Origin of the sequence: Streptomyces sp. WM6378 (assembly GCF_001279695.1) — a bacterium.
Lineage (GTDB): Bacteria > Actinomycetota > Actinomycetes > Streptomycetales > Streptomycetaceae > Streptomyces.
In genome coordinates this window covers 21,524-32,897 of sequence record NZ_LGDD01000341.1, presented here as the reverse complement: position 1 = coordinate 32,897, position 11,374 = coordinate 21,524, and the positions used below count along the sequence as shown (strand labels likewise).

The 11,374-nt window shown below is 70.1% G+C and carries 13 protein-coding genes and 1 pseudogene; 5 read left to right on the top strand and 9 right to left on the bottom strand.

All coding sequences use genetic code 11. From position 1 onward, the window contains the following. Positions 1-94: 94 nt before the first annotated feature. The 6 genes and pseudogenes from ADK54_RS39305 to ADK54_RS39285 form a co-directional block, all read right to left on the bottom strand. Positions 95-724 carry a DUF1707 SHOCT-like domain-containing protein gene (locus ADK54_RS39305; protein ID WP_053730638.1) on the bottom strand — a complete coding sequence of 210 codons (630 nt, stop codon included), beginning with the start codon at positions 722-724 and terminating at the stop codon, positions 95-97. Positions 725-859: 135 nt separating this feature from the next. Then, positions 860-1,048, bottom strand: a complete 189-nt coding sequence (locus ADK54_RS39300; RefSeq protein ID WP_053730637.1) for an SDR family oxidoreductase — start codon at positions 1,046-1,048, stop codon at positions 860-862. 41 nt (positions 1,049-1,089) lie between these two features. Beyond that, positions 1,090-1,161 (bottom strand): annotated as a pseudogene (locus tag ADK54_RS48015) (hypothetical protein); the annotation flags it as partial. 339 nt (positions 1,162-1,500) lie between these two features. Continuing rightward, positions 1,501-2,157, bottom strand: a complete 657-nt coding sequence (locus tag ADK54_RS39295) for a maleylpyruvate isomerase N-terminal domain-containing protein (protein ID WP_053730645.1) — start codon at positions 2,155-2,157, stop codon at positions 1,501-1,503. An 82-nt stretch (positions 2,158-2,239) separates the two neighbouring features. Then, a complete protein-coding gene (locus tag ADK54_RS39290) occupies positions 2,240-2,719 on the bottom strand; it encodes a diadenosine tetraphosphate hydrolase (RefSeq protein ID WP_053730636.1) in 480 nt (159 codons plus the stop codon). 176 nt (positions 2,720-2,895) lie between these two features. Further along, a complete protein-coding gene (locus tag ADK54_RS39285; protein WP_053730635.1) occupies positions 2,896-3,603 on the bottom strand; it encodes an SDR family NAD(P)-dependent oxidoreductase in 708 nt (235 codons plus the stop codon). A gap of 102 nt (positions 3,604-3,705) precedes the next feature. On the opposite strand from ADK54_RS39285, the gene ADK54_RS39280 reads away from it, so the two are divergent. Next, entirely contained in the window at positions 3,706-4,305 is a 600-nt protein-coding gene (locus ADK54_RS39280; RefSeq protein ID WP_053730644.1) for a TetR/AcrR family transcriptional regulator, read from the top strand. A gap of 10 nt (positions 4,306-4,315) precedes the next feature. Here the strand turns inward: ADK54_RS39280 and ADK54_RS39275 are convergent, their stop codons facing one another. Next, positions 4,316-4,774, bottom strand: coding sequence for a GNAT family N-acetyltransferase (locus ADK54_RS39275; RefSeq protein ID WP_420717478.1), 459 nt, complete (start codon positions 4,772-4,774; stop codon positions 4,316-4,318). A 206-nt stretch (positions 4,775-4,980) separates the two neighbouring features. Here ADK54_RS39275 and ADK54_RS39270 point away from each other — a divergent pair, with 206 nt between their 5' ends. After that, positions 4,981-5,469: a MarR family winged helix-turn-helix transcriptional regulator gene (locus tag ADK54_RS39270; RefSeq protein ID WP_053730643.1), complete on the top strand. Its 489-nt coding sequence runs from the start codon at positions 4,981-4,983 to the stop codon at positions 5,467-5,469. A 122-nt stretch (positions 5,470-5,591) separates the two neighbouring features. Here the strand turns inward: ADK54_RS39270 and ADK54_RS39265 are convergent, their stop codons facing one another. Next, positions 5,592-6,446 (bottom strand): oxidoreductase, encoded by an 855-nt coding sequence (locus tag ADK54_RS39265; RefSeq protein ID WP_053730633.1) that lies wholly within the window; start codon positions 6,444-6,446, stop codon positions 5,592-5,594. A 123-nt stretch (positions 6,447-6,569) separates the two neighbouring features. Here ADK54_RS39265 and ADK54_RS39260 point away from each other — a divergent pair, with 123 nt between their 5' ends. The 3 genes from ADK54_RS39260 (at position 6,570) to ADK54_RS39250 (ending at position 9,567) form a co-directional block, all read left to right on the top strand. Then, on the top strand, positions 6,570-7,475 hold the full coding sequence (locus ADK54_RS39260; protein ID WP_078966991.1) for a helix-turn-helix domain-containing protein: 906 nt from the start codon (positions 6,570-6,572) through the stop codon (positions 7,473-7,475). A 36-nt stretch (positions 7,476-7,511) separates the two neighbouring features. Continuing rightward, on the top strand, positions 7,512-8,999 hold the full coding sequence (locus tag ADK54_RS39255; RefSeq protein WP_078966987.1) for an MFS transporter: 1,488 nt from the start codon (positions 7,512-7,514) through the stop codon (positions 8,997-8,999). 130 nt (positions 9,000-9,129) lie between these two features. Further along, positions 9,130-9,567 carry a PPOX class F420-dependent oxidoreductase gene (locus tag ADK54_RS39250; protein ID WP_053730642.1) on the top strand — a complete coding sequence of 146 codons (438 nt, stop codon included), beginning with the start codon at positions 9,130-9,132 and terminating at the stop codon, positions 9,565-9,567. 88 nt (positions 9,568-9,655) lie between these two features. On the opposite strand, the gene ADK54_RS39245 is transcribed toward ADK54_RS39250, so the two are convergent. After that, positions 9,656-11,329 (bottom strand): ABC transporter family substrate-binding protein, encoded by a 1,674-nt coding sequence (locus tag ADK54_RS39245; protein ID WP_199827140.1) that lies wholly within the window; start codon positions 11,327-11,329, stop codon positions 9,656-9,658. Positions 11,330-11,374: the final 45 nt, after the last annotated feature.

Below are 11,374 nucleotides of genomic sequence, written 5' to 3'. Positions count from 1 at the left end.
ACACGATCCACGGCCGCGACTGTCTCTTCCCCACACCCACACCAACGAACAGCCAAGCCGACAGTCACGTCAACAACCACTTCTGTTAGGGCCTCTAAGCCCGTTTGCGGAGCAGCCACTGTCCGAAGGTCCGCCGTGGTGTGCGGACCTTGATCCGGCCGTAGGCGAAGTTGCCGGTCAGCTCCACCTGAAGGGTGTGTTCTGCCCCGGGGGCCGCAGCCTTGGGGGCGTTGCCCTTGCAGAAGCTCATCGACAGGGACTCGGTGTTCACCACGATCCCCGGCCCGGTCACCAGAAGCAGCGTGCCGCCGCGCATGTTCATGTCGATGCGCAGGGTGTCCTGTGTGATGACGGCGTCGGAGAAGTCGAGCATCACATCGCACCAGGACGCCCTCAGGTCGATCCGTCGCGGCACCACCCAACGGCCCTCGCGGCGGACCGAACCGGCCAGCTGATCGATCCGGACGACGTCCTTCACCTCCGCGGCGCCGCCGGAAGCCGCCATGGACGGCAGGTCGGCCGTGAGAGCGGCCAGCTCGTCGAGGGTGCGGGCGGTGAGGGCGACTTCCAGGCGCTGGTCCAGTTCGATCGCGTCGAGCAGACCGTCCCCGGCGGCGATGCGCAGCAGGTCGACGGTCCGGTCCCGGTCGGCGTGCGACGCCCTGGTGGGTGGTGGCATGCCGGGGTCGTGCGGCTGACCAGTGGGCGGCGTCTTTCCTGACATGTCCCCATCCCGATCTCGTGGGCGGCGCCTCGACGCCTGCGAATGAACTTACGTTATATCGCGTTAGGGCGGCGGCCAAGCCCGGGGACGGGTACAGGACGGGGCCGCCGCCCGCTCGTGCGCGGACGCCGACGGCTACAGCGTGGCTCCGCCGTCCACCGTCAACACCGCGCCGGTCACGAAGGACGACTCCTCGCCGAGCGGGAAGCTCACGGCATCGGCGATCTCCCGCGGCTTACCGACCCGCCCCAGCGGACGGTCGGCCGCCTCCTCGTAGAACTCGGCCACGGGGCGGTTGAGTTGCCGTGCCTCGCGTTCGAGCACAGTCCGTGCAGCGCCCCGAAGCGCCCCGCGACGGATGCGACCAGGGCCTCGACCTCATCGAGCTCGGACAGGTCGCAGCCGAACGGCTCGGCCCGGCCGCCCGCCGACCGCACCTCCAGGGCGACCTCCCGGGCGGACTCGACGTCCCGGTCCGCCACGGCGAGCGACGACGCTGTCGGCGCGCGCTGCACCTTCTTCGATCATGGCAAGGTCCGTTCCCCGATCTTCCCGGCGCCGCCGTCATCAGGTTCCGGCCGGGGAAAGGGAATCAGCCCACGTTGTGTCCGGTGGGCACCTGCCATGCGCAATTCGCGGTGCGCGGCGGAGAGACCGGGCATTCGTCGCATCCGCGGGAGCAGGTCCTGGCCGCGACCGCTGCCGGGTACTTGGCGCATCGTCAGCACGTCGCGCCAAGGGCGGGGCTGCGCGCGCCGACTCACTCCGTGGACGTATCAGCCGAGGACGAGCGGCAACTTCGCACCCAGGAGGCCGAGTTCGGACCTCTCCGTGCCGCTGGGCGCTCGGCGGCCCGTGCCGATCAGCAGGGCGTCGGCGTCGGTGAACGACGCGGGGAACGGGGCTCCGGCGATCGCTTCCAGCATCGCGCGGGATCGGGCCAGGCCTTCGGCGGGCGGCCCCGCGACGTCCGGGAGGTGGGCGATCAGGTCGAGGTGGTGCAGCGTCCATTCCAGGACGTACGCGGTGAGGTAGTCGCCCACGGTGAGGACCTGGTCCTGGGTGCCGACCCGGGCGTCGGGGTCGGCGAGTCCGGCGGCACGCCCGGCGGCGGAGCCGACGTCGTCCAGGTGGAACCTGAGCAGCCCCGGCTCCTCGTAGGCGGCGGCCAGCCGGACGATCAGCGCGTCGAGCGGGTCGTCGCCGGTGGGCGGTTGGTCCCCGACGCTCCAGTAGGTCACCGCATCGACGGTCGGTTCGCCTTCGGCGGGCGTCACGAGAGTGATCAGGACGTCCTGGGCGTCGATGACGAGGTGGCACACGAGGTCCCGCACGAGCCAGCCACTGCATCCGGACGGCCGGCCGAAGTCCGGGTCGCGGAGCCCGGCGACCGCGGTGCGCAATGCCGCCCAGGAGTGTGAGAAGAGATCCACATCGGCAAGGTAGCGGGGTGCGGCGAGGCCGGACAAGCGGATTCGGGCGGCGCCGCCCGCGGGCATGCCGCAGCGGCCTGCGTCAGTCCTGTGCGGTCAGCCGGTCCAGTTCCTTGGCGATCTCCTCCCGCAGCGGGTCGTGCCGGGGAGCCAGGGCATGTTGCTCATCGCGCCAGTTCTCGCGGGGATAGAGCCAGACCGGGACGCGGACGGCGTCGGCCGGTTCCCAGTCGAAGCGAGGCCACACATGCGCGTGGAGGAAACCGTCGGTGTTGCCGAGGATCTCCAGGTTCACCCGGCGAAACGCCGGGTCGAGCCGACGGCAGGCGTGCTCGACGGCTTCGCCGAGCACGTCCAGGTCGGACAGGAAAGCCAACCGCCGCGCCCGCGGAAGCTCGGACAGCCGCTCCACCCGGGGGTCATCCACCAGGAGAACCGAGTAGCCCGGCAGGAACTGCACATCCCCGATCGCCGCGAATCCTGCCGTCAACCGCCGCAGCACGGTGGGGTTTTCACCACGCAGGGCACTTCCGATCCGGTCCTCGCGCCACTCGCTGGTCATGACGGAAACCTATGTGACGGTGATCGGGGGGCGCCGGCCAACCTGAGGGGATTCAAGGGTCCGGCCATTGCGCCCCGGTCGGTGCAGCGCTGAGTTTCCGTTCCCGGCGGAGTCGGAATGGCGGTACGGACGGAATGCCCCCAGAGGGGCGCCCCGGGTGCGCTGGGCCTGAGGTCCTACCACGGGACCGTCTCGCCGTGCAGGTTCAGGAATTGCAGGCCGGGAGCGCCGGCCTGCGCTTCGAGGACGTCGACGACGGCCGGGATGCTCTCCTTGGGGCTCAACGGGGCGTCGGGGCCCCCGAGTTGAGTTCTGTTGTGGCCGGGGTCGATGAGCAGTTTGGTGTGGCCGTCGTCGGCATGACGGGTGGTGTAACTGCGCATCAGCTGGTTGAGCGCGGCCTTGCTGGCCTTGTAGGGCTCGTAGCCGTCCTCGGTGTTGCGCGAGATGCTGCCCTGCTCGGAGGACATGACCGCGACGGTTCCGCCGGGTGCGACGAGTCCGTGCAGCGCCTCCAGTACGCGCAGCGGGCTCAGCGCGTTGGTGACCATCACCTCGGTGAACATCTCGGTCGGGACCTCGCCGATGGGCAGATCGCCCCGGTCGATCGCGGCGTTGACGAAGAGCAGATCGAGTCGGCTGCCCTCCAGGCGGCGTTCCAGGCGCTCGCGCAGAGCGGCCAGTTGCTCGGAACTGGTCATCTCCAACGACTCGACCTCCAGCAGTCCCTTCCGGGCATCGGCCTGCGCCTGGAGCTCGCCGCCGTTCCGGCGGGTCGTCGCGATGACGTGCCAGCCGCGCCGGGCGAGCTCGTCGGCGAGGACGAGCCCTAAGCCTCGCGAGGCTCCGACGACCAGGGCTTGGCGGTTGGGCGTGGTGGACACACGTACTCCTTCGTGGTGGGTTCGCAGTGGATGAACTCAACCTAGACGAGACGGTGCGTCTAGACAATGGGGCAGGGACCGCTGCCGGGTACTGTGTTCCGCATGCCCGCCACGAGCTCTCAGCCCCGCAGGCCCCGCTCCGGCCCCCGGCGCGACGAGGCCGCACGTCTGGCGGTGCTTCATGCCGCGGACGACCTGCTCGCCGAGCACGGCTTCGGCGGTCTGACCGTCGAGGCCATCGCGAGGCGTGCCGGGGTCGCCAAGCAGACGATCTACCGCTGGTGGCCCTCGAAGGTCGAGATCCTCCTCGACACCCTCATCGAGGACAGCGAGAAAAGCCTTCCCGTCCCGACGGGGCAGGTCACGGCGGACAGCATCCGCGGCTACCTGCGGGCGTTCGCGCGGTTCCTCACGCGCGACCCCGCCGGCAAGGTCCTGCTCGCGCTGCTCGCGCAGGCGCAGCACGATCCCGACACGGCCGAGAGCTTCCACAAGCGTTACCTCGCGCCACGCCGCACCCAAGAACGCGACATGCTCGCGCGCGCGATCGACGCGGATGAGATCTCGCCGGAGCTTGGTCCCGACGCCACGATGGACGCCCTGGTCGGCCCGATCGTCTACCGCGCCCTGACAGGTGCGAGCATGCCCCGCGGTCTGGTGGACACCCTGGTCGAGGACCTGCTCAGGCCCCGCCCGAATTGAGCATCCGGTCTCAGCCGGACGTCGTGTCCGAGGCGCCGGGTCCCGCCCCCGGCCGTCGCACCATGAACACGTCGACGGGGTCCTCGGTCTCCACCGTGAACCCGTGCCGCTCGTAGAGGCGCCGCGCGGCGCTGCCCTGCAGCACGTTCAGACGGACGACCAGGCCATCGGCATCGGCCCGGTTCAGCATGGCGCGCAGGACGGCCGATCCGAGCCCCCGGCCCTGAAGGCGGGGTGCGAGAAAGAAGTGCTCCAGCCACTGGCCGTCCTCGGCCGGGCGCAGGGCGACGCACCCCGCGAAGGCGCCGTCGGCCAGGACGACCGACATGTGCTCCGGCACGAACGCGTCCCGGAACCGCTGCCGGACCCGATGCTCGTCGAACCGTCCGAGCCGCTCCAGATCCGGCCGCATCACCACGGCCCGCAGCTCCACGATCGGCTCGACATCCGCCGGCACCGCGCCCCGCAGAGCCCATCTCACCGGCCGCCCCGCCCCGCCCCCAGGCAGCGCCCGAGTCAGCGCTGTGCCGCCCGCCCCCGTACTCGTATCCATGGCCGGAGTATCCCAATGGCCCTCTGAGACCTCGCATGCGGGATGGGCCGCTCACTGTCCCCGCCTCAAATCGATCCCTTCCGGATGATCTGTCACGGATTGAAATTGCTACCCTGATGGACATGACTGCCATGGCGCCCGCTCGCACCGCCCCCGACCTGTCCTTCCTCCTGGACCACACCAGCCACGTCCTGCGCACCCGCATGGCGGCTGCGCTGGGCGAGATCGGGCTGACCGCGCGCATGCACTGCGTGCTGGTCCACGCGCTGGGGGAGGAGCGGACGCAGGCTCAGCTCGCCGAGCTCGGGGACATGGACAAGACCACGATGGTGGTGACGGTCGACGCCCTGGAGGCGGCGGGCCTTGCCGAGCGGCGGCCGTCCAGCAAGGACCGCCGGGCGCGCATCATCGCGGTGACCGAGGAGGGCGCCCGGGTCGCGCGCCGGAGCCAGAAGATCGTCGACGGCGTCCACGCGGAAGCCCTCGCCGGCCTCTCCGAAGGGGACCGGAAGGTGTTTCTGCGCGCCCTGAACGGTCTCGTCGAGGGGCACTTGGCCGTTCCCGCGGAGTCTCCCCGTCCGGCTCGCCGGGCCCGCCAGGGCGGGAAGTAGAAGAAGTGGCGCCGAGGGAGCCCGATGGCCGCCAGTACTTGATCTTGGCGGTTGTGGCGGCGGGCCGCCGCGGCACCCGGACCGGGTCCGGGCGCCGACCACCACGAACGCACCCATGCCGCTCACCTTTCCGCCAGGTCCGCGCTCACGGTCAGTGCCTCGTTGGCATCGGTCTCGGCAGCTGTCCGTGCCAGGCGGGCGCGGATTCCGGCGAGCGCATCGGAGCCCAGTAGGAGCCGCAGCGGAGGCACCTCTGCGTTCACGGTCGCGGCGATGGCCGCCGCAGCCCGGACCGGGTCTCCGGGCTGGCGGCCGGACACGGCCAGGGTGGCCTCACGGCGCTTGCCGGCGGTCCCCTCGTAGTCGTCCAGGCGGATCGGGGACTGCCGCATCGAGGCCCCGGCCCACTCGGTGCGCAGACCGCCGGGTTCCACGATCGTCACCGTGATGCCGAGCGGAGCGAGTTCCGCGGCCAGAGACTCCGACAGCCCCTCCAAGGCGAACTTCGTGGCGTGGTAGTAGCCGGTCGCGGCAAAGGCGGCCAGGCCTCCGAAGGAGGAGACGTTGACGATGCGCCCCGTGCGGCGGGCCCGCATGCCGGGCAGCACGGCCTTGAGGACCGTGACCACACCGTGCACGTTGGTGTCGTACAAGGCGCGAACAGCGGCCTCTTCGCCCTCTTCGATCGCCGCCAGGTAGCCGTATCCGGCGTTGTTGACGAGAACGTCGATCCGCCCGAACTTCCGCTCGCACTCCTGGACGGCCGCGGTCACCGACGCGGGGTCGGTCACATCCAGTTCCAGAGCCAGGGCCCGGTCGCCGTACGCGGCGGCGAGGCCGGTCACGGCGGCGAGGTTGCGGGCGGTGACGGCGACTCGGTCGCCTCGCTCCAAGGCGTGCTCGGCCAACGCGCGGCCCAGGCCGCTGGAGCATCCGGTGATCAGCCAGACCGGCGATGCATTCGTTTCGTTCGACATGCCGCCATGGCAACAGCAGGCCGACGGACGTGCCACACCCCCTTGAGGCAGTCCCTGAAGGGGTCAGCTTCGCGTGCGGGACGGAAGCCGGCGCGCACGTGGGCGGCGGTAGAGTCGATGTGCATGACACGCGACGACGAACGGCTCGGTTCCTTTCTGCGCAGTCGCCGGGAGAAGATCGACGCTGCCTCCGCCGGTGTCGTCGACAACGCGAGACGGCGGGTCAAAGGGCTGCGCCGTGAGGAACTGGCCCTGCTCGCCGGGCTCAGCCCGTCCTACTACGCCCGGATCGAGCAGGGCCGCGACCGGCATCCCTCCCGCGAGATCCTTGCAGCTCTCGCCCGTGTGCTGCGTCTGGACGACACCGAGCGGGCCTACCTGTGGTCCCTGGCGATGCCGCCGCTGGCACCGGCGGACAACGACACCGCACCGGCCCCTGCGGTGCGGGCCGGGGTACTGCACCTGCTGGAGCGATGGGCCGACCTGCCCGCGTTCGTCGTCGGCCCCAGGCGCGACGTACTGGCCGGGACCGCGCTCGCCGCCCGGGTGCACCCTGCCTGGAGCGCGGGGCACAACCTGATCGAGTTCACGTTTCTCGATCCGCGTGCGCGGACGGTCTATCCCGACTGGGAAGCGATCTGCTTGCAGGCCGTCGCCGGTCTGCGCGTCACCGCCGCCACGCGCCGCGCGGAACTCGACGACTTCGTGGCGCACATGCGCGAGCGCAGCGAGACGTTCCGTGCTCTGTGGGACTCGCACGACGTCCACGAGCGCGTGACGGGCGAGAAACGCCTTCATGTCGACGGCGTCGGCATCCTCCGTCTGAGCTTCGAGACCTTTGGGCTCGCCGGACCCGAGGGCCACGTCCTGTACGTGTACTTCCCCCCCGCCTGGCGGCACAGCGGACGGAGTGCTGCGCGGCCTCGCCTGACAGACCGGCCGAACGGCCGAGTGCGGCCACGTTCCAACGGGGGATGGGGGAAGCGAGTCCGACCGAAACAAATAGTCTGCAACGAAACTATCTGTTAGTGTCCTTCCTGTCGCTCAACGGACAGGAGAGTTCGCATGTCTGCCCCTTCCGCTCCCACTTCCAGAACCACCCGCTCGCAGTGGCTGGCGCTCGGCGTCATCGCCACGAGTCTGCTGATGGTCGTCCTCGACGGCAGCATCGTGACCGTGGCCATGCCGGCCATCCAGAACGACCTCCGCTTCACTCCCACTGGACTTGGCTGGGTCGTCAACTCCTACCTGATCGCGTTCGGCAGTCTGCTGCTGCTCTCCGGCCGACTCGGCGACCTCGTGGGCCGCAAGCGGATGTTCCTGTCCGGCACGGCGGTGTTCACCGCGGCCTCGCTCCTCGCGGGCGTGGCCACCTCCCCGGCGGCGTTGATCGCTGCCCGATTCCTCCAGGGCATAGGCAGCGCGATGGCCTCAGCCGTCGGCCTGGGCATCCTCGTGACGCTGTTCACCGAACCGGGGCAACGTGCCAGGGCGATCGCCGTGTTCAGCTTCACCGGCGCGGCCGGCGCCTCGATCGGGCAGGTGCTCGGCGGCGTACTCACCGACGCCCTGAACTGGCACTGGATCTTCTTCGTCAACCTGCCGTTCGGGCTCGCGGTGCTGGGGCTCGCGCTGCCCGTGCTGCCCTCCGACCGGGGCCTCGGTCTGAAGGCCGGTGCCGACGCCCTCGGCGCGCTGCTCGTCACGGCGGGACTGATGCTCGGGATCCACACCGTCGTCAAGGCCGAGGAGTACGGCTGGACTTCGGCACGTACGCTCGGCCTGGGCGCGCTCGCCGCCGTACTGCTGGCCGCGTTCCTCGCTCGGCAGGCCACCGCCAGGACCCCGCTCATGCCGTTGCGGATCTTCCGCTCGCGGAGCGTCTCGGGGGCCAACCTGGTCCAAATGCTCATGGTGGCCGCGCTGTTCTCCTTCCAGATCCTCGTCGCCTTCTACCTGCAGAGGGTCCTCGGATACGACGCCACCCGGACCGGCCTGGCCATGCTCCCCGCCGCGGGCATCATCGGTGCGGTGTCCCTCGGTGTGTCCGCCCGCCTCAACGCCCGCTTCGGTGAACGCCGCGTCCTGCTCACCGGAATCGCGCTCCTGATCGGCGTTCTCGGACTGCTCGCCCGCGTCCCCGTGCACGCCGAGTACGTCGGCGACCTCCTGCCCGTGATGCTGCTCGCCGCCGGCTTCGGGCTGGCTCTGCCCGCGCTGACCACCCTCGGCATGTCCGGCGCGGGCGAGGCGGACTCGGGCCTCGCCTCCGGCCTCTTCAACACGACCCAGCAGATCGGCATGGCCCTCGGCGTCGCGGTGCTCTCCACGCTGGCCGCGTCCCGTACCGACAGCCTGCTCGCCCATGGCAGCAGCCGGGCCGAGGCGCTGACCGGCGGCTACCACCTCGCGTTCGGCGTCGGCGCGGGGCTCCTCGTGGCAGCCTTCGTCGTCGCGGCCGTCCTGCTCCGCGGGCCCCGGCAGCAGACCCGTACGACCACGACGCGGACACCCGACGCAGCCCCGGACGTCACCGGCCTCACGGCCGTCTGAACTTCCCCCCACCTCACCGCGCACGCCACCGAAAGGCAGCACCGTGAACACGTACGAGAACGCGGCCACGACTCCCGTCCAGGCAGAGTCCGGGACCGAGCGGCCCGGCAGCGGGCCCGCGCCCCGGGTCCTGTCCGACGAGGCACTGTCGCGGCTGCTCCAGGCGCAGCAGTTCGGGGTGCTGGCCACCGTCAGGCGCAGCGGTCACCCGCACCTGTCGACCGTGCTCCACCACTGGAACCCCGAAGAGCGCGTCGTCCGGATCTCCACCACGGCCGACCGTCTCAAAGTCCGGCATCTGCGCCGCGATCCGCACGTGGCCCTGCACGTCACGGGCCCGGACGTCTGGTCGTTCGCCGTCGCCGAGGGCGAGGCCGAAGTGTCGCCCGAGACGACCCTCCCCGGCGACGCGACCGGCCGCGAACTGCTCGCGCTCACAACCGGGTTCGAGGACCCGGCCGAGGAACGGGCCTTCTTCGAGCAACTGGTCGCCGACCGGCGCGTGGTGATCCGGATCCCGGTCTCGCGGCTGTACGGAACGGCCCTGGACATCCCCGGCGCCGAATGACCCGGGCACACGGGGCCCGGCCCCGGCACGGCAGAGCGCCAAGCCGGGGCCGGGGGTCCGCTCGGCCGTGGACCGACGCCGGAGCGGGCTACTTCTGCCAGCCGACCGTCTCCGGCAGCGGGCTGTAGAAGATGGTCGCGCCCACGTTGGCCAGGCCCTTCTTCACGCCGTACGTCGAGGGGCCGCTGTACAGCGGCAGGAACGCGTACTCCTGGAGCGCCTTCTGCTCGACCTTGTTGACCGCCGCGTTCTGCTCGGCGAGGTCGGCGATCTCGGTGGTGGCGAGGATCTCCTTGTTCAGGGCGGGCGTGCCGGAACCGGTGATGTTGGCGTCCCGGTCCGAGCAGTAGAAGTCGCACAGGTAGCGGGCGGCGAACGGGTCCATGGAGCGGTTGCCCGACAGGAAGAGGTCGAACCTGCGCTCGCTGAGGACCTTCGAGAAGTCCGCGTCGTCGGCCTTCGTGATGACGAGGTGGACGCCGATCTGCTTCAGCATCGCGGCGAGCGCGCCCGCAGTGGCCTTGCCGAGCGCGTCGTCGCCGAGGAGCGTGTAGCCGACGTCGAGCTTCTTGCCGTCCTTGACGCGGATGCCGTCCTGCCCGGGCTTCCAACCCGCCGCGTCGAGCGTGTTCTTGGCGTCGTCCGGCGCGTACTCCAGCACCGCCGAGACGTTGTCCTCGTACCCCTTCTGGAAGCTGTGCAGGACGGCCGAACCCGGCAGCGGTTCCTGATAGTCGAGCCCCTGGAACTGGATCTTCGCTATCTGTGCGCGGTCGACGCTCTCCTGGATGGCCTTGCGGACGCCCTTGTCCGAGAGGACCGGGGACTTGGTGTTGAAGTTGAGCGAGTATTCGAAGGGGCTGCCGCCGCTGCGGATCTCCGTTCCCTTGAGTCCCTTGAGCTGCTTGAGGCTCTCCGCGTCGACGGCGGAGGTGTAGTCGAGCTGGCCGTTCTTGAAGGCGTTGACCGCCGCGGACGACTCCAGGTTCACATAGACGCGTTTGTCCAACTTGCCCTTCCTTCCCCACCACTTGGGGTTGCGGACGAAGGTGATGTTGCCCGAGTGCGTGTCCCAGGTGCCGACCGTGTACGGGCCCGCGCCCCACTCCGGGTGGGCCTTCTTGACGTACGCCTGGTTGAAGTTGTCGACCGTGGCGGCCTTGGGGTGCAGGAACGTGGTGAACAGGCTGGACCAGGAGGCGTCGACGCCCTTGAAGGTGATGACGGCCTGCTTGGCGTCCGCGCCCCGCTCGACCGAGGTGATCTGGTCGTAGCCGACCGTCGTCGCGGCGGCGAAGGCCTTGTCCGAGCCGTTGTTGGCCTTCCAGGTGGCCTCGATCGCGGTCCAGTCGATGGGTGTGCCGTCGTTGAAGACGGCCTTCGGGTTGATCGTCAGGACGACCTTCTGGTGGCCGCCCTCGACGGTCACCTTCACATCGCTGTAGTAGTCCGGGTTGTACTGCACTTCGCCCGTCGGCGAGTAAGTGATCGCGTCGGCGTTGTACCAGGCCCACACCCGGGACGCGGTGAGCGTGGCGTTGACGTTGAACGGGTTGCCCTGGTCGTCGAAGGTCCCGGCGGTGGTGTAGGTGCCGCCGTCCTTGATGTTGTCGTACGGCTGGGGGTTGTAGTCGGCGGCGGCCGACGCCGCCTTGGGAGCGGCCTTCGCGCCCGTGGTCTTCCCGGAGGAGGACTGGCACGCGGTGGCGGCGACGGAGACGGCGGCGATGAGGGCGACGGGCAGGGCCAGTCTTGAGCGCATGGCGGAGTGGTTCCTCTGGTCAGGCGTAAGGGACGGGGTCCGGGC